26 protein-coding genes are annotated in these 21,453 nt (G+C 39.1%); 10 read left to right on the top strand and 16 right to left on the bottom strand.

The genetic code is table 11. The annotated features are described in order from the left end of the window. The first annotated feature begins 50 nt into the window (after positions 1-50). Complete coding sequence (locus ACE1B6_RS02630) at positions 51-2,198, top strand: CBS domain-containing protein (protein WP_413255678.1); 2,148 nt, start codon at positions 51-53, stop codon at positions 2,196-2,198. Between the two features lie 127 nt (positions 2,199-2,325). Then, positions 2,326-2,733, top strand: coding sequence for an FHA domain-containing protein (locus tag ACE1B6_RS02625; RefSeq protein WP_413255677.1), 408 nt, complete (start codon positions 2,326-2,328; stop codon positions 2,731-2,733). Here ACE1B6_RS02625 and ACE1B6_RS02620 read toward each other — a convergent pair. After that, positions 2,709-3,494: a DUF2459 domain-containing protein gene (locus ACE1B6_RS02620; protein WP_413255676.1), complete on the bottom strand. Its 786-nt coding sequence runs from the start codon at positions 3,492-3,494 to the stop codon at positions 2,709-2,711. The two genes, ACE1B6_RS02625 and ACE1B6_RS02620, sit on opposite strands and share 25 nt — an antisense overlap. A gap of 101 nt (positions 3,495-3,595) precedes the next feature. On the opposite strand from ACE1B6_RS02620, the gene ACE1B6_RS02615 reads away from it, so the two are divergent. Beyond that, positions 3,596-4,369 carry a PRC-barrel domain-containing protein gene (locus ACE1B6_RS02615; RefSeq protein ID WP_413255675.1) on the top strand — a complete coding sequence of 258 codons (774 nt, stop codon included), beginning with the start codon at positions 3,596-3,598 and terminating at the stop codon, positions 4,367-4,369. Positions 4,370-4,444: 75 nt separating this feature from the next. Next, positions 4,445-5,050: a Uma2 family endonuclease gene (locus tag ACE1B6_RS02610; RefSeq protein WP_413255674.1), complete on the top strand. Its 606-nt coding sequence runs from the start codon at positions 4,445-4,447 to the stop codon at positions 5,048-5,050. A gap of 296 nt (positions 5,051-5,346) precedes the next feature. Here the strand turns inward: ACE1B6_RS02610 and ACE1B6_RS02605 are convergent, their stop codons facing one another. The 6 genes from ACE1B6_RS02605 to ACE1B6_RS02580 all read right to left on the bottom strand — a co-directional run bounded on the left by ACE1B6_RS02605 (position 5,347) and on the right by ACE1B6_RS02580 (position 7,590). Continuing rightward, on the bottom strand, positions 5,347-5,553 hold the full coding sequence (locus ACE1B6_RS02605) for a DUF2283 domain-containing protein (protein ID WP_413255673.1): 207 nt from the start codon (positions 5,551-5,553) through the stop codon (positions 5,347-5,349). After that, the gene (locus ACE1B6_RS02600) at positions 5,541-5,873 is read right to left on the bottom strand and encodes a DUF4258 domain-containing protein (protein ID WP_413255672.1); all 333 of its coding nucleotides are present in this window, start codon (positions 5,871-5,873) and stop codon (positions 5,541-5,543) included. Before ACE1B6_RS02600 ends, ACE1B6_RS02605 begins: the two co-directional genes overlap by 13 nt. A 100-nt stretch (positions 5,874-5,973) precedes the next feature. Further along, positions 5,974-6,210, bottom strand: coding sequence for a DUF4926 domain-containing protein (locus ACE1B6_RS02595; RefSeq protein WP_413255671.1), 237 nt, complete (start codon positions 6,208-6,210; stop codon positions 5,974-5,976). Positions 6,211-6,286: 76 nt separating this feature from the next. Further along, complete coding sequence (locus tag ACE1B6_RS02590; RefSeq protein WP_413255670.1) at positions 6,287-6,805, bottom strand: GNAT family N-acetyltransferase; 519 nt, start codon at positions 6,803-6,805, stop codon at positions 6,287-6,289. A gap of 3 nt (positions 6,806-6,808) precedes the next feature. Further along, positions 6,809-7,099: a type II toxin-antitoxin system TacA family antitoxin gene (locus ACE1B6_RS02585; RefSeq protein ID WP_413255669.1), complete on the bottom strand. Its 291-nt coding sequence runs from the start codon at positions 7,097-7,099 to the stop codon at positions 6,809-6,811. Positions 7,100-7,188: 89 nt separating this feature from the next. Further along, positions 7,189-7,590, bottom strand: a complete 402-nt coding sequence (locus ACE1B6_RS02580; RefSeq protein WP_413255668.1) for a helix-turn-helix domain-containing protein — start codon at positions 7,588-7,590, stop codon at positions 7,189-7,191. A gap of 267 nt (positions 7,591-7,857) precedes the next feature. Between ACE1B6_RS02580 and ACE1B6_RS02575 the strand changes: the two genes are divergently transcribed. The 3 genes from ACE1B6_RS02575 (at position 7,858) to ACE1B6_RS02565 (ending at position 8,997) form a co-directional block, all read left to right on the top strand. Then, a complete protein-coding gene (locus ACE1B6_RS02575) occupies positions 7,858-8,256 on the top strand; it encodes a hypothetical protein (protein WP_413255667.1) in 399 nt (132 codons plus the stop codon). Between the two features lie 159 nt (positions 8,257-8,415). Continuing rightward, on the top strand, positions 8,416-8,724 hold the full coding sequence (locus tag ACE1B6_RS02570) for a type II toxin-antitoxin system RelE family toxin (RefSeq protein WP_413255666.1): 309 nt from the start codon (positions 8,416-8,418) through the stop codon (positions 8,722-8,724). Between the two features lie 3 nt (positions 8,725-8,727). Next, positions 8,728-8,997, top strand: coding sequence for a type II toxin-antitoxin system Phd/YefM family antitoxin (locus tag ACE1B6_RS02565; protein WP_413255665.1), 270 nt, complete (start codon positions 8,728-8,730; stop codon positions 8,995-8,997). A 619-nt stretch (positions 8,998-9,616) separates the two neighbouring features. On the opposite strand, the gene bchB is transcribed toward ACE1B6_RS02565, so the two are convergent. Further along, on the bottom strand, positions 9,617-11,143 hold the full coding sequence (gene bchB, locus ACE1B6_RS02560) for a ferredoxin:protochlorophyllide reductase (ATP-dependent) subunit B (protein WP_413255664.1): 1,527 nt from the start codon (positions 11,141-11,143) through the stop codon (positions 9,617-9,619). A gap of 492 nt (positions 11,144-11,635) precedes the next feature. Between bchB and ACE1B6_RS02555 the strand changes: the two genes are divergently transcribed. Further along, a complete protein-coding gene (locus ACE1B6_RS02555; protein WP_413255663.1) occupies positions 11,636-12,127 on the top strand; it encodes a hypothetical protein in 492 nt (163 codons plus the stop codon). 74 nt (positions 12,128-12,201) lie between these two features. Next, the gene (locus ACE1B6_RS02550; protein WP_413255662.1) at positions 12,202-12,648 is read left to right on the top strand and encodes a DUF29 domain-containing protein; all 447 of its coding nucleotides are present in this window, start codon (positions 12,202-12,204) and stop codon (positions 12,646-12,648) included. A gap of 136 nt (positions 12,649-12,784) precedes the next feature. Here ACE1B6_RS02550 and rph read toward each other — a convergent pair whose 3' ends face one another. Then, positions 12,785-13,531: a ribonuclease PH gene (gene rph / locus ACE1B6_RS02545; protein WP_413255661.1), complete on the bottom strand. Its 747-nt coding sequence runs from the start codon at positions 13,529-13,531 to the stop codon at positions 12,785-12,787. A gap of 22 nt (positions 13,532-13,553) precedes the next feature. Then, on the bottom strand, positions 13,554-14,117 hold the full coding sequence (locus ACE1B6_RS02540; RefSeq protein WP_413255660.1) for an adenylate kinase: 564 nt from the start codon (positions 14,115-14,117) through the stop codon (positions 13,554-13,556). A 348-nt stretch (positions 14,118-14,465) separates the two neighbouring features. On the opposite strand from ACE1B6_RS02540, the gene ACE1B6_RS02535 reads away from it, so the two are divergent. Next, positions 14,466-15,026 carry a P-loop NTPase family protein gene (locus tag ACE1B6_RS02535; protein ID WP_413255659.1) on the top strand — a complete coding sequence of 187 codons (561 nt, stop codon included), beginning with the start codon at positions 14,466-14,468 and terminating at the stop codon, positions 15,024-15,026. Between the two features lie 95 nt (positions 15,027-15,121). On the opposite strand, the gene ACE1B6_RS02530 is transcribed toward ACE1B6_RS02535, so the two are convergent. From ACE1B6_RS02530 to ACE1B6_RS02505, 6 genes are all read right to left on the bottom strand, one after another. After that, positions 15,122-16,759, bottom strand: coding sequence for a vWA domain-containing protein (locus tag ACE1B6_RS02530; protein WP_413255658.1), 1,638 nt, complete (start codon positions 16,757-16,759; stop codon positions 15,122-15,124). Between the two features lie 114 nt (positions 16,760-16,873). Beyond that, the gene (locus tag ACE1B6_RS02525; protein WP_413255657.1) at positions 16,874-17,404 is read right to left on the bottom strand and encodes a deoxycytidylate deaminase; all 531 of its coding nucleotides are present in this window, start codon (positions 17,402-17,404) and stop codon (positions 16,874-16,876) included. Then, the gene (locus tag ACE1B6_RS02520) at positions 17,404-18,894 is read right to left on the bottom strand and encodes a thymidylate synthase (protein ID WP_413255656.1); all 1,491 of its coding nucleotides are present in this window, start codon (positions 18,892-18,894) and stop codon (positions 17,404-17,406) included. Before ACE1B6_RS02520 ends, ACE1B6_RS02525 begins: the two co-directional genes overlap by 1 nt. Before the next feature lie 59 nt (positions 18,895-18,953). Continuing rightward, positions 18,954-19,421: an ATP-binding protein gene (locus ACE1B6_RS02515; protein WP_413255655.1), complete on the bottom strand. Its 468-nt coding sequence runs from the start codon at positions 19,419-19,421 to the stop codon at positions 18,954-18,956. Positions 19,422-19,436: 15 nt separating this feature from the next. Next, positions 19,437-20,207, bottom strand: a complete 771-nt coding sequence (gene sfsA, locus ACE1B6_RS02510; protein ID WP_413255654.1) for a DNA/RNA nuclease SfsA — start codon at positions 20,205-20,207, stop codon at positions 19,437-19,439. A gap of 6 nt (positions 20,208-20,213) precedes the next feature. Then, the gene (locus ACE1B6_RS02505) at positions 20,214-21,422 is read right to left on the bottom strand and encodes a DUF3095 domain-containing protein (RefSeq protein WP_413255653.1); all 1,209 of its coding nucleotides are present in this window, start codon (positions 21,420-21,422) and stop codon (positions 20,214-20,216) included. Positions 21,423-21,453 lie beyond the last annotated feature (31 nt).

The raw sequence follows: 21,453 nt of genomic DNA, 5'->3' as shown, positions 1-21,453 counted from the left end.
CCCTCCTTGATCAAGATAGCGAAAACAGCATAACGTGAATTAATGTGGTGATGTGGCAATCATCACATCAATTTATTTCCATGCAGCTGAACGGCGCACCGCTTTACTCCCTATCTCTCAAAAGTGCAATTGACTCTCATACCCTGACAGTCTCTCCAGATACTCCTGTGATTGATGTACTACATCTGATGGCGCAGGTGCGAAGTAGTTGTCCAGTAGATACTTCGCCACAATTGTTAGAAACAGATGGGACTTCTGTGGAGGCTTTCAAAAGAGCTAGTTGTGCTTTGGTGATGGAAGATTCTCAGTTAGTCGGGATATTCACGGAAAGGGATATTGTGAGGCTAACGGCTATGGGAACGAACTTCCAGGATGTGAAGGTTGCTGATGTGATGTCTAGTCCGGTAATTAAGCTCACTGATTCGGATTCGCAAGATATTTTTACGGCTTTATCAGTGTTTCGGCAAAATCGGATTCGCCACTTACCAGTTTTAGATTCCCAAGGTCAACTGCTGGGACTGTTGACACCGAAGAGTATTCGCGCCTCTATGCAACCAGCTAATTTGTTGACGCGGTTGTGGTCTGTGGGTGATGTGATGACGACTCAGGTGATTCATGCACCAATGACTACTTCAGTGCTGAATTTAGCTCAGTTGATGGCAGAGTATCGGGTAAGTTGTGTGGTCATTACCCGGATTGAGGAGAAAACGACTTTAGATAGTGAGAATCATTTACAAAATTACATCGTACCGCTGGGAATTGTGACTGAGGGGGATATTGTCCAGTTTCGGGCTCTAGAACTGAATTTATCCCAAATGCAAGCTCAAGAGGTGATGAGTTCGCCGTTGTTTTGTTTAAGTCCTTCAGATTCTTTATGGATTGCTCATCAACAAATGCAGCAATGTCATGTCCGACGTTTGGTGGTGAAGGGTGTTCAGGGGGAATTGTTGGGTATTGTTTCTCAAACTAGCTTGTTGAAAGTTCTCGGCGCTACGGAAATGTATGGGGTGATTGAAGAGTTACAGCAAGCTGTGGATGAACGGACGACGGAATTAAGAGATGCTAATCAAAGGTTGCAACGGGAAATTTTTTCCCGGACATTGGCGGAAGTAGAATTGCAAAAGGCTCACGATGATTTGAAAAGGCAGGTTGAGGAACGCACTGCTGAGTTGAAAGCGGCTAATAAGTTGCTGAAACAGGATATTGTGAAACGGCAAAAGGTGGAGGAAGCTTTGCGCCGTCGAGAGGTGGAGTTGCAAGAAAAAGCGGCTCAGTTAGAAGCTACTTTACATCAATTGCGATCGACTCAAGCTTCGCTAATTCAAGCGGAAAAAATGTCTAGTTTGGGACAGTTAGTGGCGGGAATTGCTCACGAAATTAATAATCCAATTAGTTTTATTCATTGTAATTTGCCTTACGCTAGTCAGTATGCACGAGATTTATTAGATGTGGTGCAGCTTTATCAAAAGAATTATCCATCGCCCGTGCCAGAAATTCAAGTTAGGGCTGAAGAAATTGATTTGAATTTTGTCTTGGAAGATTTACTAAAATTACTGAGTTCGATGCAAATTGGGGCGGAAAGAATTCGTCAAATTGTGTTATCTTTGCGGAATTTCGCTTTGTTGGATCAAGCGGAAATGAAGCCTGTTGATTTACATGAGGGTATAGATAGTACTTTATCTCTGCTGCAAAATCGGTTGAAAGCTACTCCAGAACATCCGGGGATTTTGGTGATTAAGGAGTATGGGGATTTACCTCTGGTTGAGTGTTATGCTGGGCAGTTAAATCAGGTGTTTATGAATGTGCTGAATAATGCGATCGATGCTTTGGAAAAGGGTTATCCTGCTTGTTGTTCTGCGCCTTGTATTCGGATTCGGACTGAGTTGATTCAGGGTTTGGGGGAGGAGGCGGTCGCCGATCAATCTCCACGAAATTCTGCTGATTCGATCGATAAGTTTCCCTGGTTAGCTATTCGGATTCTTGATAATGGGCCAGGAATGACTAAGGATGTCAGGCGTAAACTTTTTGACCCTTTCTTTACCACTAAACCAGTAGGACAAGGAACTGGTTTAGGTTTATCAATTAGTTATCAGATTGTAGTCGAGAAACACGGAGGTCAATTAAAGTGTATTTCCGCACTAGGACAGGGTACAGAAATAGTGATTGAAATTCCTGTTAGGCAGAATAAATCTAGTTAGCAACCTTGTACTTTGGTAACTATACGATTGTAGTAATTGCCGAAGCATTCTTTAATTGATATGCTGGACATAAGCGGCGTAATGTCGTCAAAATTATACACACAAATATCTGCCCAATTTTATAGCGGTGATTACTTTAAATCTGTTACATCCTAGCCAGTCTACCCCGGTTCAAAGTTGGACTTTTGACGTTGAACCTGTAATTAAGATTGGTCGTTCCAAAGAGAATGATGTGGTGGTTCTGAGTTCTGTTGTATCTCGGAAACATATTGAGCTAGTGCATGATGGTTCGGAATGGGAAATTGTTAGTTTAGGTTCCAATGGAACTTATGTGAACGATCGTCCAGTGAAAAAGATTAAAGTTAATGATGGAATGATTGTCCGTTTAGGAAATTCTGGGCCAAAAATCCAAATTCAATTAGAGGTGGGAGATCCTGAGAAAGTTAGTCAGAAAACTGAGTCTAAGCGATCGTCTACCAATAATTCAGATCCGTCAAAAGATAAAATGACTTACTTAACTATTCCTCCAGAATAGTCGCGAAATAGTGCTTTTTCATCACTAATGCTACATTCACAAGTTCGGCTAAAATGTAGCATTACTGCCGAGGAAAGACCAGCCCATAAAGGTGTATCTACACTAGCTTTTCTTAATGCTTCGGCTGTCCAATCATTACAAGTTTTCAGGATTGAATAATTGCCATTCGCTGCATAAAACCCACTACTAGATAAGTGACCGTTGGCAATTCTAATTGGCTGATTCTGCGGGTTTAATTGAAAAGTATTTTGGATAAACTGCGTTAATTCTAAGTAATCTTTTCTAGTAACTTTGACACATTTAACTTCTCGATTTCGGGGGATTTCGGCAAATCCTTGGACAAGAATTGTGGAAGGAGTAGGTAAAAATAATGCTTTGATCGCAGTCACAAGATTTAATTCCGCCAAGGTGGGAGTTTGAATATAAAAATCCCTATCTCCCCAACCAAAAGTGAGATATTTATAATTAGCTGAAGTATCTTTGCCAATATCAGAAATGTTAATAAATTCCCGCCAATCAACTATTTCGTTGCTAACGGGAAGCACAATGTTTGTGTGCATTCCATCGTTAATAATGCAAACTGAAAAATTGCATTTTTCTTGGGTAATATTGCAGTTAATTACTGGAGTAAAATAACCAATAGCTAACAAGGTAAGCAAGGAAAGTTTACCCAAAAGAGAATAGTAGAAAATCCTTTTTAATCGAGGTTTTTTCTTTTGAATTGTTGATTTAGCTAGGGAATTGTTATTAAATATAGTCATGGTTAACAAAGATTAGTTTCTACCAGGGGATTGAATCTGATTGAGGATAGAGTAAAATTCAAGTATATTTTACTGTTATTTAAGAGGTTAGGAGGTAATTTATGAATACACAAGAATCAGTGATTAAGCAAAGTGAACTAATTAATATGTTGGTGCTCGATCGCCGCACCGCAGAAGAGTTAGGACGAGTAGACTCTTTGTGGTTAAATCCGCAAATTCATAAAGTATTAGGTTTAACTTGTAAGTCAGGTTTTTTGGGTAGCAGTAAACAGGGGGTAGTTTGGCAACAAATTGAATCATTTGGCGAACAGAGCATTTTAGTAAATATTAACCGGGATGAGTTTACTAATGTAGAAAAACCTGATGAAGTATATTCTTTAATTGGTCATGAAGTTTGGACGGATACTGGTAGTAAGGTTGGCAAGTTAGTAGATTATTTAATTGTCGCTGAAACTGGTGCGATCGCTAATTATTTGTTTAGTTCTAGCGGTTGGAAGGGAATTTTAGACGGTCTTTACATTTTACCTATTTCTAAGATTCAGAGTATCGGTAGTAAGCGGTTAATTGTGGAGGAAGCAACTTTTCAAGAACCACAGTTTTATTCAGAAGGTTTGAATCAAAAAGTAGGGCAAATTAAAGAGTTATTTCAGACAGATTTAGAGGAAACAAAACGCCATTTCAATTCTTTGGCGAAAGGAGCCCAGAGTATTGCGAAACAAGCAAAAGATAAGGCGAAAGATTTGGGCGATCGAGCAAAAGAACAACTTTCCGAGACTCAACAAAAATCGGAAAATCCTGCTTTACCGGAAGCGCCAGAGATTGTTGAAATTAAAGCTCAATTGATAGAAGATTCTGAGGATAAGGCAAAAGATTGAGTGGGGAAATTGGGGGAAGTGCGATCGGCATTTCTCCCAGTAAGTTGGAAAATATTTAGTTAGGAGAATTAGCTAATGACGGGAATTATCCAAGCAGTTGAAAAACGTTACTACTCCCCAGAGGAATATTTAGCATTGGAAGAAGCGGCGGAATACAAAAGCGAATATTACGATGGGGAGATTGTACCGATGACTGGTGGAACTACTAATCATAATCAAATTGCGGGAAATGTTTACATCGCATTAAGTCTTGCGTTAAAAGGACAAAACTATCGAGTTTTTATCGGTGATGTACGTTTATGGATACCTAAAAAACGAAGTTACACTTATCCAGATGTGATGGTAACTGCGGGAAAACCAGAATATTTTGAGCAAAGAAAGGATACTGTTACTAATCCTCAAGTAATTGTGGAGGTGTTATCTAAGTCTACTAAAGCTTACGATCGAGGTGGGAAGTTTCAGTTTTATCAGACAATTCCAAGTTTTCAAGAATATATTTTGATTGACCAAAGTCAGAGGTTTATTGAACAGTTTTCTAAACAGGAAAATAAGCGGTGGTCTTATTGTGTTTATGATGAGGAAGATTTGGCGTTAGTTTTTAGTTCTTTTGCGGTGGAAGTGTCTTTGGATGATGTTTATGATAAGGTTGATTTTGAGGCGGAAGAAATTGTGGATGAGTGAATAGGTTAGATTTTTTTTTACCGCAGATGAACGCAGATGTACAGGGGGGTTTTTGTGGGGGGTGCGATCGCTTTTTTTAACGCAGATGAATGCAGATGAACGCGGATGAACGCAGATGAGCAAAAAATTTATTGCTTTACTTATTTCTGTTTGTATTCTTCTTGGTAACGTTTGATAGCTGCTTTGAGTTTAGGGTTAAGTTCTGGGGGATTTTCAATTGCTGAGGTATCAATTTCCTAGTCTTTTTTGGAAAGTGCGATCGTTTCTGGTTGCAAAGGTGTTTCTGTCGCACTCTGCTAAACACTAATAAATTCTACTGGCAAGATGTCAACATTTCCCAAGTTATAGTTTAGTCGTTCAAACCCAATTACTTTACCATTGCGATCTTTCATCAGCAAAAGTTCTTCATCTGCTTCTTCTGCGATAAACTCCTTTTTAGGATCGTCAAACCAAACTGTCAGGGTTTTACCTAATTTATCGTAATAGATTTTCACGGGTTCCATACAGTTTCTCCTCTTTTGATTTTATCTGTTCGATAGGCGGTGATGATAAATCCTTCGCCATTTAAATGTCTAGCTACCACACAGATGAAATAAGGTGGATCGGATCTGTAATAAAGATATACTTCTGGATCTGATTGACTGCGGCGAATTTCTGTTGGTTGTTGCAAAGTTTGTTCGATCGCACTTTCTTGTCCCGCCATGTTTGGATGTTTGAATGTTACGATTTTAGCCCAGTAGGAAGCTGTAGTTCGGACTAATACGCCAAGGGGGGTAAGTATCTCAAAATAAGGCGGTTCTATTGGAGGTTGAGATGCGTCCATACTAGGTTGTTTTAATGAAAAATTACGATCGCATTTTATTTAATTTAACTTCAAACGATCAAAAGGATCTAGATGTTTAAATAGTAGCAGAGCGATCGCTTTATTCCTTTCCCCATATTTCTGGTAGAGGATTTACCCAAGAAATTGGTACAGAAATCACATCTAAAGTTTCCCCATTTTGAAATACTTCTAGAGTATATCCTGCTTCTGGTTGATGTTTTGTTGGTTGTAAATGATCTAATACAACTCCTTTATCACCTTTTTTCACAGGACTATTAGGAACATCTTGTTTGAGTTCTACCCACTGAAATAATGTTGCTGTTGTTATCATTCTCATTATTTTAGTTTAAGTGTCTGAACAACTAATTCTGGCTCTTGGTGTAAAAGTTGAGTTTGATAGGCGCGATCGACATTTAAGATGAAGCATTTTCTAAGAATTCGGTAATAGTGGAGATCGGTATAAAAACTGAAAGCTCATTATCTTTTAACGGAATAAAACCGTATTTCAAATAAAACTCTTTTACTGGCTGATTTTTAGCATCAACTATGACGGCAAATATTGCCACTTCGGAAGATAGGCGAACTGCTTTACGAAAGCACTCCATAAGAAGTTCTTCCCCTAGTCCTCTACCCTGCATTGCCAAAGCTACAGCAAGTCTAGATAAGCGCATCGCTGGGACAGGATAGCGGGGTATTCCTCGCTGATAATTTGCAGGTAGAGACTCTCGTTTAATTTCAGCCATACCTACAGAGTAATAGCCATATACATCTCTGTTTCCATCTTCAGAAATTGCCACAAAGGTTTTAGCAATTCCTCTTCTATCATTTTGCCTTGCATACTTTTTCAGATACTCATTTAACTCTGGTACACCGCAGTCAAAATTTTCCCTATTAACTGAGTCATCATCTATAGAGCAAAAAGTCCATTCCATTGTTTACCACTTGCCATATTTTTCTTGATGTTTTTTAATAGCTGCTTTCAGTGCTTCGTTAGGTTCGGGGGGGTTTTCCAGGGCTGAAGTAAAGATTTCCCAGTCTTTTTCGGAAAGTGCGATCGCTTCTGGTTGCAAGGGTGTTTCTTCTGCTAGTTGCAATGCGGCTGCTAACAAATATTCGCTGAGAGTTTGAGAACTAATAGCAGCGGCTTTTTCTAGGGTTTCTTTTTGTTCTTGAGTTAGGGTTATTTCAATTGTGCTTCTTTGGTTGTTTTGGATGGGAGTTGACATAGCTACATCCTCTCATAATAACTAACGTTGTCTACAATTTCCATTTTTACAAGTGAGTAATAATTTCGTGCTTTTACCCTGTTATTAGTTTAAAAATCTAGTTCCTCTTCATTATTTTCATTATTTATTGTTCTGGATATTGATGCTCGTGATTTTGCAAAAGAAGCTTTGACCTTGTTGCGCTCTGCTTCTAAATTCGTATCGTACTCTGGCTCTTTCCAACAATTCCTGGGTGTCAGTTCATAAATGTCTGTTTTACCCTTACGAACTGTTTTTTGCACTAATCCTAATTTTTCTAGAGTTTTAAGAGCATATTGAGCCTTTCGGACGCTCATTTTACAAATTTTTGCAGTTGTTTGCAGGCTGGAGAAACATTCGCGTCTACGAGCTATGTGTGCATACAACCTGAACTCGTAAGGACTCAGACCATAGAGATCAAGGTCTGCGTGGACAAAAATCATTTGGCTGGAACGATTTTGTACTGTGTTCATAGGCTGATTTGTTGAATTTGATTATATGACATCAATATTTCTTTAACCTGCATGAGGTGCAGATGAAGTTACTTAAGGTTGCTAATATTAATCTATGATTATACCTTAAGTTTATTATTGAATCTACTTTATATGCACCAAAAACAGCACTTGCAGCATATCTTGCAGCCCCCTAAAATAAAAAAAGAAAGCCGACTGCGCCAACAGTCGGCTCTCGTTAACAAATTTTGTTGATTTCCAGTATTTAGCCCCTGGAGGTGGCCTTTTATGTCTAATTTTAACACAAATCCTACTGCATTGAGAAGCGAACACCTTGAACGTCTTCAAGAGTTCAACAAATGTTTAGCCAATGTCAAAGAGCTTGCTGGTGGTCCTATTGGCTTAGAACGCCTAGATCGCCTAATGCAATTCAGTGGGATTGACAATGTATCCTCTAGTGCATCAGCACTGACAGTTTCGGAAATTTTAAGCGAAGTAGAAGCTGCTGGAATCGAACTTACGCCCGGATTGGTGGTTTTAGTTAATTCTTCCTCACCTCAAAACGTTGCAAACGCGCTTAGTAATTACATTAAGGCTTATGGCAAGGGTGGAGGAAACAACCCAGCTAACTTGTTTTACTGCATTCTCAAAAATGAAAATCAGCGGAGATCGGAGGTGCAAGTTTAACCATTAAAGTTAAAGATGAAAGCCTCCTACAAGTGATTTTGGAGGGGGATTTCATTTTTACTATGGGCAATTTAAGACTTAATACGTATGCCTCAATAGTTTCTTCTGCTGCATACATCACTATGTTTTAGAATTGTTTAAAATATATACAGCTTAAAAATGCCTTATGAAATCCAGTTTACAACCGAATCTTTAGAAGACCTAAAACTTCTCAGACCGATCGATCGCAGCAAAGTAATCGATGCAATTGAAATTCATCTATTACACAACCCCACTCAAGAAAGTAAAAGTAGAATTAAACGCTTGCGGGGAATGGATAAACCACAATATCGACTGCGGGTTGATGAAATTCGTGTTTTCTATGACGTTGTAGATAATTTTGTGGAAATTATCGCCATTGTTGCTAAATCACAAGCAGCTGATTGGCTGTTACGTGAAGGTAAAACTACAGAACAAACGGAGGAATAGATTATGAAAACAGTAACTTTAACTGACTTACAAACCGATGTTTCAAAATATATCGAACTTGCTGAAGTGGAAGATATCATCATTTTGAAAGAAGGAAAGCCGATCGCTGTATTGCGGGGTTTTTCCGATGAAGAAGATGTGTTTGATTACGATTTAGAAAATCATCCCCTCTTTAAAAAAAGAGTCAAGAAATCTCGCCAGCAATTTCGAGAAGGAAAAGGAATTAGCTTAGATGATGTTAAAGCTGAACTCCTCAAAGATAATTTACTCTAAAACTGTCTTTGCTGTGGAGTGCGATCGCACATCCTCAATACATTATTCAGACCTTGTATTTCGTTCTATCCGACTTAGTAAGTCGATAATTGCTCTCAAATTTTCTGTAATTACGTAAATAACTACACAGCTAATTAAAACATTAAATAAAGAAAGGAAAAAGAATGGGCTGGTGAATCCTTGGTTAAAAAATAGTACAGAAGCATTAATTGCGACTACAATAAAATAACCGACAAACTGAAGTATTTTTAGATGAGTAAGGAATCTGGTGTACAGTCGATTTTGATTTGAACTGTTATTGGATATGTTACTGCTCATAAGTAAGTCCTTTTTTTACAATTTAAACTAAGCGAAAATTTCTGTAGGGTGAACATTGCCCACCCTACTAACGCAAGTTGCTAGTTATTAATTCTTTCGGAGTCCCCCCCTTGAGTAAGGGGGGTTAGGGGGGATCTAAGGCTGTGATTAGTAGGTTTAGATCCCCCCAAACCCCCGTGATGTTAATAGCGAAGCTTCCGCTGGTTCCCCCCTTATTAAGGGGGGCGGAGGGGGGATCAAAAGGGGGGCTAAGAAAGAGCCAGACTTGTAACTTGCAACTTGAGTTACTACTAACAGCTAACTAAGCGCCAACTGCTTCTTTTGCTGCATACATTACTTCAACAGTAATCTGCGAAATGTTTCTTTCACGGGCAAACTTTTCGGTATTTCGCTTCACTTTCCCTCGCACAAAACCAGGAACTTTATTCAATTCTGCTTGTGCTTCTTTTGTCCAACCTAAGTCGGAATCAGCAGAAATTCCTTTGGTAATTACTTCTTTGGTATCATGTCCGCCGAAGATTTCTAATAGGTGATCTTCCATTCCCAAGGTGAAGGAATTGTAGATTAAATCAACTATTTGATTTGTGCCTTCGTATCCGACGAAAGGTTTGTAGCCAATGGGGAAATTTTGAATGTGAATTGGTGATGCAATTACGCCGCAGGGAATGTCTAAACGTTTACCGACGTGGCGTTCCATTTGTGTGCCGAAAATGGCGGAAGGTTCAACTCTGGCGATCGCATCTCCGATCGCACCATTGTCATCACTAATAATTACTTCATCGCAATATTCACTAACCTGTTCCCGGAACCAATCAGCATCATATTTACAATAAGTTCCCGCCCAAACTACATGAATTCCCATTTCACGAGCGAGAATTTTCGTAATAGCAGCAGCGTGGGTATTATCACCAAATACAACCGCTTTTTTCCCGGTTAAATTCTGACAGTCAATGGAACGAGAAAACCAAGCAGCTTGGGAAACATACAAGGTTTGTTCGTTGATGAATTCTTCGTAATCAACTTCCCCACCTTGGGCATTAATTACTTGTTGAATTTTGCGGATACAACGCGCCGTTTCTACCACTCCCATTGGGGTGATATCTATATAAGGTGTGCCGAATTCTTGTTCTAAATATTTAGCTGCCATTAACCCAACTTCCCGATAAGGAACTAAGTTAAACCACGCTTTCGGCAGATTCTTTAAGTTCTGAACGGAAGCACCTTCGGGAATTACTTGATTAACTTCAATTCCCAAATCAGCCATTAATTTTTTCAGTTCCATGCAATCATGTTGATTGTGGAAACCTAGCGTTGTCATCCCAATAATATTAACCGACGGTTTTTCGGTTTTACCTTCAGGAAGATTGCCTTTTTTCCGCGCTTTCTCTATATAATATTGGACGATTTGATGCAAAGTGCGATCGGCTGCTTGCAGTTCATTCACCCGATAATGATTGACATCTGCTAACATCACATCGCCTTTCGCTTCAATCTGGGCGCGATCGACAAAATTCTGCAAATCTTCCTGTAAAATACTAGATGTGCAAGTCGGAGTTAACACGATCAAATCTGGGCGTTCTTCCTGATCTTTGCGGGTAATATTATCAACAACCCTTTCTTGGGAACCTCTGGCTAAAACGTGACGATCGACAATACTAGCAGTCACAGGTGTAAAATCTCTTTCCCGTTCTAACATCGATCGCATCACATTAAAATAATCATCCCCCAAAGGCGCGTGCATGATCGCATGAACATTTTTAAACGAACTAGCAATCCGTAGCGTACCAATATGTGCCGGACCTGCATACATCCAGTAAGCTAATTTCATAAACTTCTCCCTTATCCTGACAACCGAAAGATAATTGCTTGATTATCAAATCGTTTCTGATTCTCTCAGAGATACAGTCTTTTATGGAGTAGGTAATATTGCGGGTTTTGTTGGGTTTGCGATCGCTCAAATCCCTTTCCTGCCTGGAATTTAGCAGAAATTAAAACAACAAAATTGTTGTTTTAGAGCAATAAATCTTTATGTTTTAGTAAAATTTTGCAAAGCTTTCTTTGGCACAAATTTCCCCAAAAGTCAACCAAATTTAGCCATTCGTAATTACCAAAGAAACCCGGTTTCTGAACCTAATTAGATCATTTTTGTAGGGGCGGGTTTAGCAGATACCTCTTTCATCTAACAGATAACCTTTCAACAAAACCCGCCCTTACTAGCTGAGGCGACAGTACGGAAGTCTTACAGAAAACAAATCACAAAAACCTGAACCTTTTGGAAACCAGTCACGTCTAAAAGTGCAGTTTTTGTATTGGGTTAATTATGAACACCAAATTAATTGCAATTTTGGGAACAACCGCCACATTAGTAATGTCTACAGCTTGGGTAAATTTAGCCCAAGCCAAACCCCTTTCCAATACTTCCGAGCAACAGCTAATTTTGGCTCAAGGAAAAAGGAATCGACTCAATTTAACTGACGCGCAAAAAACCCAAATGCGCCAAATTCGGGAAGCAACTCGCCAACAAATTGAAAACGTTCTCACCCAAGAACAGAAAGACAAATTGCGTGCAGCCAGAGAACAAAGAAGACAAGAAAGAGGACAACAACAAGCACAAGAAGGTCGTCAACGTCGCGGTCAACGCGGTCAACTTTGGTCTACATTAAATCTGACTGCGGATCAACAAGCACAAATTCAACGCATTCGTCAGGAGTCTCGCCAAAAAATGCAAGCTGTTTTAACTCCTGAGCAACAACAACAAATGCAACAAATGCGCCAAAATCGTCAAAATCGTCCTCAACAACAACCTCAGTAAACTTCAGATCCCCAACTTCTTGAAGAAGTCGGGGATCTAGTTAGAATATATTTGCATTGCTAGAAAAGTAAAATATGCCAACTTTACAAGATTGGGAATGGTTAGCGGCGAGTTCGGAATATCAAACTGCTGTCTTAGTTCAGCAACTTTTGGAAGAGGGAAAGTTGATGGAAGCAAATCAGGGACTCTACACTTTAATCGAATCAATGGGAAAATCGAAAAAGTTGGCGCTGATGAGTCAATTAACTAGATTGATGGCTCATATCATTAAGTGGAAATGTCAGCCAGAAATGCGGAGTTCTAGTTGGAGTATTACCATTCGTTCTGCCCGTCTAGAAATTGCCGATATTCAAGAAGAAGTTCCAAGCTTGAATCGTAATTATATCGAATCTATTTGGCAGAAATGTTTCAAAAGAGCGATAAAAGATGCCGAAGATGAAATGGGTAAACGCTGCGAGTTAACTTCTCTTTCTTGGGAAGAGGTGTTTGAGGAAGATTACACCTTTTTTAAACCAAATTGAGTCATTTGTTCGCTGCAAAATTGCCTCAAAAAATTTTATCTTTTTACCCCTTGCTATTAGTTGATTTTTTTGGTATTATTTGACTCATAATGGAAAAGGTGCGCCCATATAACCCCCTCCCAAACTGAAATGCCCTCTACACAAGCACTTCAGATTTAGGTAAGGAAAGATTCAAGGTTTCCCGCTGCATTTCTAAGAGGTCACGAATACCTTTTTCGGCGAAATCGAGTAGTTGATTTAGTTGCGGACGACTGAAAAAACCATGTTCAGCGGTTCCCTGAAGTTCAATCATCGAGAGGTTTTCATTCATTACCACGTTAAAATCAACCTCAGCGGCGACATCTTCGGGATAGTTGAGGTCGAGGAAAGGTTCACCTGCGAGAAGTCCGACGGAGATAGCGGCGACTTGGTGAATAATTGGCGATCGCTCCAACTTACCTTCATTTAGTAATTTTGCGATCGCATCCGCCAAAGCTACAAAACCCCCAGTAATCGCCGTCGTTCGCGTACCAGCATCCGCTTGCAAAACATCAGCATCAACCACAATTGTTCGCTCACCCAAAGCATTCAAATCCAAAGCCGCCCTTAAAGAACGACCAATCAACCTTTGAATTTCTTGCGTTCGACCCGAAAGTTTCAAAAATTCCCGTTCTTGACGTTGGGGAGTTGCACCCGGAAGCATTCGATACTCCGCAGTTAACCAACCTTGACCCTTACCTTCCAAAAACTTCGGCACACTTTCTTGCACGCTCACAGTACAAAGAACTTGCGTATCGCCGCAGTGAGTCAACACCGAACCAGAAGCGAACCGAGTAAAATTGTGTTCAAACCGAATCGGGCGTAATTGATAAGGTTCTCTACCATCAGGACGTTGCCAAGACATCGCACTTGCCTCGAAATTTTAACTAGGATACAGCAGTTTGACTAATTCTTTTTAATATACTTTGCTGCACTTGTTCGGGAGTTTGCACACCATCGATCAATAACAGCCTTTCGCGATAACCGTAATAATCCAAAATCGGAACCGTTCGTTCTTGGAATAATTGAATTCGCCGCTGGATAATCTCTAGTTGGTCATCAATCAGTCCCCGCTTTAAACAACGAAATTCTAACACCGACTCAGGCACATCTAACCAAATTGCCCAATTTAGCTGTTGTCCCAAATCTGCTAACAGAAAATCTAACTCTTCTGCTTGAAAAGCCGTTCGCGGATAACCATCGAGTACCCATCCCTGAGCAACATCAGATAATAACAGCCTTTGCCGCATAAATTCAATCATAATCTCATCAGGTACGAGTTCCCCCTTTGCCACAAACGCCTGCGCCTGCTTCCCTAACTCCGTTTCAGTAATTATCGCATTCCGCAAAATATCCCCAGTAGAAATGCGAGGAATAGATAAATGAGCAGATAATCTTTGCGCTTGGGTTCCTTTCCCCGCACCCGCGCCTCCTAAAATTATTAATCTCATAGCACAACTTCTCCCAAAATTGGCATCAAAAATCGAAATTAGCTTAACATCTAATTTACTCTGGGATTTTCTTACTGATGATAGATGCTTAATTATTCCTAGAACTGTAGGGTGCGTCAGAGCAGAAAATTTTGCAGCTAATCAGTAAATTTAGTATTCTGACGCACCCTACGACTTGACGGGAAAGGTTAAGAATTTCCTACCAATTTTAGTATTGACTTAATTATATATATAGTGTTTTATTATGGATACTAAGCAAAAAATACACTATATTTTGTAAGGTAAACCCAATGACGGCACTAAATAAATAGTGTGGTCAGAAGGTTGCTGACCATCATTTGTTGACTTATGGTAGCCCAGATAGAAACCCCAACTGTTAGTTCTGTTCGTGAAAGTTACGAAACTACGCAGCATGACATATTACCGGAAATTGAAGGATTGGTACAGGTTTTTACCTCTTCCCATCGCAGTTTCTTCACCAGTGTCATGGCGCAAGCGTTAAGAATCGCCGGACAAGGAACGCCTGTTTTGGTAGTGCAATTCCTCAAGGGAGGAATCAATCAGGGGTATGAACATCCGGTTTGTTTAGGACAAAATTTAGATTGGGTGCGTTGCGATTTACCACGCTGCATTGATACGCCACAATTAGATGAAATCGAAATGCGTTCTTTGCGCGATTTGTGGAAGTATACTCAAAAAGTTGTCACCACAGGAAAATATGATTTGGTAGTTCTGGATGAGTTAAGTTTGGCGGTAAATTTTGGTTTAATTCCCGAAAAGGAAGTATTGGAATTTCTCGCTAAACGTCCCCATCATGTCGATATTATAATGACAGGCCCAGAAATGCCAGCCGCAATTTTAGATGTGGCAGATCAAATTACTGAAATTCGCCGCAGTCATCGTCCTTAGTTGATGCAGGGAAGAATTTTTTAACCGCAGATGAACGCAGATAAACGCAGATGGGATTTGGATAATTCATCTATGTTTGTCTGTTTTTTCTTGTTTCATCTTTGGGAAACAGCTAAGGATTTGGTTTTTTCTACTAAGTTAATGAACTCGGCGCGATAACCAGCTAAGTCTACATCTTTAGACTGACGCGCTAACTCTAAAACTTGGTCTAAGTTCGCCGTTCCTTTGAATTCGGAATCTCTTAAAATCATGCCAAATTCTGCTACTGCTGCGGCAAATTTTAAGTTATTTGAGGCGTTGGTGAATGAGACATTTTCATCGATTAATGGTTGAGTAATTAATTTAGAGATTGTGTCTTTAGGTTCTTTGTAACGCAGTTTCACCAACATTAATTCGTTATTTTGATACGCTTGGGAATCAACTTGATTTTGTTGGTAACGCAAAGAATCAACTGGGGACAATTTGACATCACTTTGCACGCCTACAGGAATTATTTCATAAAGTGCTGTTACCGAATGTCCTGCGCCTAATTCTCCGGCATCTTTCTTGTCGTTGTTAAAATCTTCTGCTTGTAACATTCGATTTTCGTAACCGATTAATCGATAAGCTTGCACTTTCGCTGGATTAAATTCTACCTGAATTTTCACGTCTTTGGCAATAGTGAAAATTGTTCCACCCATTTGGGTAATTAATACTTTCTTTGCTTCTTGGAGATTGTCAATATAAGCGTAATTGCCGTTACCTTTATCCGCGAGTTGTTCCATTTTAGCATCTTTCAAGTTTCCCATGCCAAACCCAAGAACGGTAAGAAAAACTCCCTGATTTCGGTAATCTTCAATTAATCGAACTAATTCTCCATCGCTGGAAATACCGACATTAAAATCACCATCGGTTGCGAGAATGACTCGGTTGTTTCCTGATGGGAGAAAGTTCTGTTTGGCTATTTCGTAAGCAAGTTTAATTCCTTCTCCTCCAGCAGTGGAACCTCCTGCTTTTAAGTTATAAATTGCCGAGATGATCTTGTTTTTTTGGTTTCCGGGAGTTGGGGGCAAAACTAATCCGGCATTTCCGGCATAGACTACTATGGAAACTGTATCTTTGGCGGTTAATTGATTGGTTAATAAACGAAAACTTGTTTGTAAAAGTGGCAGTTTATTCGGATCTTCCATCGAACCGGAAACATCGATTAAAAATACGAGATTGCTGGGAGGTATGTTTTCTGAGGCGATGCGTTTTCCTTGTAATCCAATTTGTACTAATTTATGTTTGGGATTCCAAGGTGTTTGGGAAATTTCGGTGGAAATGGTGAAAGGTCGATCGCCATTTGGTTGCGGATAATCATAAGTAAAATAATTGATCATCTCTTCAATTCGCACCGCATCTTTAGGTGGCATTTGTCCTTCATTAATGAATCTTCTCACATTACTATAAGATGCTGTATCAACATCAATGGAAAATGTTGATAATGGCTGATTTTTGACAGTGACAAATTGATTATCTTCAATCCGGTTATATTGCTCTGTATTAGGTGTAGGTTGAACTGCATTATCAGCACTACGAGTTATTGTTGGTGCTTCATCTATTGATGCTGCTGGTGTTGGTGGAATAGCAGATGATTGTGGTTTTGAAGCTCTCTCTCCTCGATCGCAAGCAGTTAAAATTAACAAAGGGAAGCAAAATAATAATAATTTTACTTGCCAATGTTGGCGATGGTTAGTTACTTTTTTGTTCATAGTTGCAGATTTTTTGCCTATTCTCTAAATGTCTCTTAGGAATTAATCTATAAGGCAACTACAATGCTAACCTCGCCAAATCTGAAATTACTAGTTTTTAACCTTTCGTTACTATCAACGTTTAATTGAAATCGGATTTAATAGGAAATTAGCCGCTTTTTGGGCTGTTGCTTCGGAAATGTGTATTTGTTTTAAGGTAACTAAACCATCTTTAATAAAGGAATCCCTGACAATAGCGTTATTGCCATTATTAAAAGTAGTTTCATAAAAAACTTCGTGAATTCCCGCAGAAATGATTAATTTTAAGCAAGAAAGGCAAGGTTCTAAGGTAACATAAATAGTAGCACCTTCTGTGGAAATGCCGTGTTTGGCAGCTTGTGCGATCGCATTTGCTTCAGCATGAACCGCACGGGAAGGCAAAGTACTACTAGCATCACAACTTTCTAACCCAGGATAACAAAAACCTTGGCTAATACAATGAGCCGTTCCCGAAGGTGAACCGTTATAACCTGTCGCCACAACTTGTTTATCTTTAACAATTACTGCACCTACCGGAAATGCTAAACAAGTAGATCTAGTAGCAGCTAATTTTGCCAACATCATGAAATATTCGTCCCATGTTGGTCTTGCTGAAGTTTCGTACATTATCGATCCTGAATATATTGTTTATCTGTTTTCAAACACTCCCACGCCTTCTGCAATTCTATTCCTAAATAAGCAGAATGTTCTGGCATAATTGCTGGAGAAGCAGCGCAAATTTCCCTCACAATTTTAAGTGGATATTTGCCACTATAAGAAGTAACAACCTCACCACTACCAGGAGTCATTTGCGTGACAACTATCTCATCATTTCTTGTTTCAATTAAAAAGTTTCCTGCTGGATCGTGATAGTCTCGTTGCTGGCAAATTGCGGCATATTGTTGTTCAATTAGGCGATCGGCATTTTCCCATGTATCATCATAAATATGCGCCGACTGACTAACAGTAATTAACGGCCCCATTTGCAAATTATAATCAGAACGCTTGGCAATTTCATCTCTAATATGTTTTTGCAATGCCCTTAATCCCATTGCATTTGCGGGCCATGCCATATACATATCATTACTGCGAAGAGTCGCTGTTAAATTTAATTCATTCTCCACAACTCTCACCCAAATATGATTTAAACAAGGACTCCCGCCTTTATCATGATCTTGCACATCCCAAAGAGACATTACGGCACTCGCCGCATCAATTTCTCCTATTAGTTTCTCAATCACTTGTTCAACTTGATCTTTGCCAAACCATGACCTTAAACGCTGTCCATAAGTATATTTAACTCCTTCTCTGTAAGGCGAATCATCTAAGATTTGGGAAATGTATTCTTCTAAGAAACTTCTATCAATTGGTAAATAGTTCGGTTCGGGGAAATAGAAGTTTTCTGGTTCATCGGTAACGACTGCGATTAAATCAATTAATTCTTGCCATTTGCCATCGTAACCTGTGGGTCTAATTGTGCCAGTTGTCTTAATTCGGTGAATGATTTTTACCCAAGTTTCGGCAATTGTTTTGCCTTCGATGCGATGTCCGTAACGATGTCCGGGTAATACGGTTGGAACAACTTCTACTTCGGGAAAAACTAACGGTTCTCCCCAAGGTTCTAAAGTTTCTTTTGTTGCATAGCAGTTGACTAAATCTACTGCTTCTGAAATTGATTTAACTTCTTTAACTTCAATACTTTGGCGTAATACTTCTAAAGCTGTGGCGGAAATTTCTATATCTATGTAACCTGCGATCGGCGATTTGATTACCCAACAATCTCGCCCGGTGTCGCTTTTTCCGGCGGTAAATCCATGAGTAAAAAAGTCTAATAAGCATTGACAACCACCAGCGTTTTTGTCTTCTTTGGTGGCGTTTAAAATTACTAATCTTCTAACGTAAGGATTAGCTAATAAATTGCGAATTAAAAAGGAAATTCCCCTAGTTGGACTGTATAAATTACCAATTACGGCGTAATTTTCCGGTGACAAATGTTTGGCAATTGTTTGTCTAACACTCCATCCGGTAATGATTGCGGTTTGTCCTTTGCCACAAATTAACTGATTGGGTTTGTAAAGTGCATTATATTTAAATTGAATAGCTGAATTATTAATCATATATTTACTTATTACACAATCTTTAATTGTACCAAATAATCCTATTTTTAGGTAAAATTTTAATGCTTTTGCTTCACAAGTAACAGACAGTTTCGCCCATCTTCGTCTCGATCGTAAGATACGCGATCGGTCAAACGGCGAATTAAAGACCACCCAAAACCACCTTCTTGCAGCGTACCTGGTTCTGGTTCTGGTAAAGTATTCGGATCGAAAGGTTCGCCTCGATCCCAAATCCGAATTTCTAAGCGATCGTCCCAAATAGTAAATTGAAGATCGATCGGAGTTTCTGAAGGTAACTCTTTGTGTGCATGACGTACCGCATTGGTAAAACCCTCATCAAGAGCTAATTTTATCTCATCTAAAGGTAGGTATTGGCGATCGCGTTTATTTCCTAACCAAGAAAGCTTCGATCGATTACGAAAACATAACTCATCAAACCATGATAATACTTGGTTAAGGAAAGCGAGATCGCTTTTAACCGTTAAATCCTCTTTGAAAAAGATGCCTTGGCGTTTCCACCACTTCATAAGAAGTACCTAAATTTAACTATGAGAATTAGCTGAATTTACACTCAATGTTGGCATAGTTTGTATAAAATTTGCTTTTCCCAAGTAGCGAATTCCTTCGGGTTTAGTTTCAAAGCGATAAGCTAAAACCTCCACACCTTTCGCTACTGCTTCTCTTAGCATTTTCCCATAAACCGGATCGACCAGATCTCCTGGGGCAAAACTGTCGCAGTCTCCCCTATTAATAAAATAAAGCATTACTGCCCGTCCTGTCGGTAAAATGGAAATTAATTCTTGTAAATGCTTTTGTCCTCTGGTAGTGACGGTATCCGGGAATACTGCTAATCTACCTTGCGACCAAGTTGTGTTCTTCACTTCTACATAAATAGGCAAATTTGCCTCGCTTCCTGATAATAAAAAATCAATGCGACTTTTTTTATCTTTTCCGTAGACTACTTCTGGTTTAATGTGTGTATAATCACTTAATTCCGGGAAAATTCCGGCTTCTAAACCTAGTTTAATAACTCGGTTAGGCAAGTTTGTATTAATTCCTACCCAAGTGGGTTCATTGTCGGAAACTTGAATCATTTCCCAAGTATAAGCCAGTTTTCTTGTCGGACTAGGATTGTGAGAAACTTGCACTAAACTACCAGGAGTAGAAACTCCAGTCATTGGCCCAGTATTAGGACAATGTGCTGTAATGATTTCTCCTGTAGCTAACTCAATATCGGCAAAAAATCGTTTATAACGTTTAATTAAAATCCCCGATAAAAGAGGAGGATACTGATAAATAAAATGAGAATTCATGCTGATTTATTCTAACTTTAGGACTTGCATTCTTTTTTTCATTGCCTTAGCTGCTAAGGCGTAACCGCCATCTGCACCATCGACAAAGTGTACTTGGCGACCATTGCGTTCAAAGACTAGACAGGTAACTATTGCTCGATCGGAACTATGTAAGCCATAAACTAATTTTCCTTGTTGATACTGTGTTTCTAAATAGTCAGCTAATTGCTGTCTTTGTTTTGAGTTACCAGCAATAACCATACGCAGTATATCATCAAACTTTTTATAATCTGTAGCATCTAAGAAGATTTCTTTATATTCTCCCCAATCCATTTCACTAACTTTTATTTTAAAATTCATCAAAAATGCTCCTAAATAGTTTTCTAGTTTGATTTTGGATAAATACCATTGCTGTTGTAACCAATTACCTACTGGCGACTCGCTTCCCCATCTCTTCGGGAATCGCACTTTCGCTTCGTACATCAGTTTTCTTTCATCAAAAGTCAGTTTCAAATTCGCTAAGGGAATCGGATGGAAATCTATTTCTTTACCATAAATTTCGCTAAATTTATCTAAAACTTGTCTGTAAATTTGATTAGCTTTTTTCTCTTCAGTAGTTGTTGCTAATACTAAAATACTGACAATTTCCCCACGCTGACTAGGAATATCTTGCCAACGACATTCTAAACCAGAAAAATCTGCTTCTGGTTCACATTCACGATCCTTAACTAAATAAATATCAGCATAAGCAGGATTTTTAACTAAATCTGTAGCATGAGTTAAACCATAGCTATTAAAAACTGCTTGGTGATAATTTTCCGAAACTTTGAACTTGGCAATTTTGATATTATAGGCGTTTTTATTGACTGCTGATACCGGGACAATTCCCACTCTTAAATCTAACTGAAACTCCTGCTTCGCTAAAATTTTAGTACCTAATAAAGCTTGTTTAGCTTGAGGTAAAAGTGAAGGTGGAATTAACAAGGAAGCACCATCTCCACCGAAGACAAAAGGCACTTCTAAATTTTTGGCAATATTTAAAATTGCGACAATCGAACAAGCACCAATTAAATTAACTTCCTTGTAACGACCGGACTCGATCGCTTTTGTAGAACCGATAATATCTGTAACGATAACTTGCCAGTCAGGAGGCACGGAAACATAATTGCTGGAATTAGTAATTTCCAGAAAATCTGTCAAAACAGGTAACTCAGAGTAAAATTTATCGGTTGACATACTTTTCGTAATCGCCAGTTCGCGATTGAAT

The organism is Floridaenema fluviatile BLCC-F154, from assembly GCF_041929135.1.
Classification (GTDB): domain Bacteria; phylum Cyanobacteriota; class Cyanobacteriia; order Cyanobacteriales; family Aerosakkonemataceae; genus Floridanema; species Floridanema fluviatile.
This window is presented reverse-complemented; position numbering and strand designations above follow the sequence as displayed.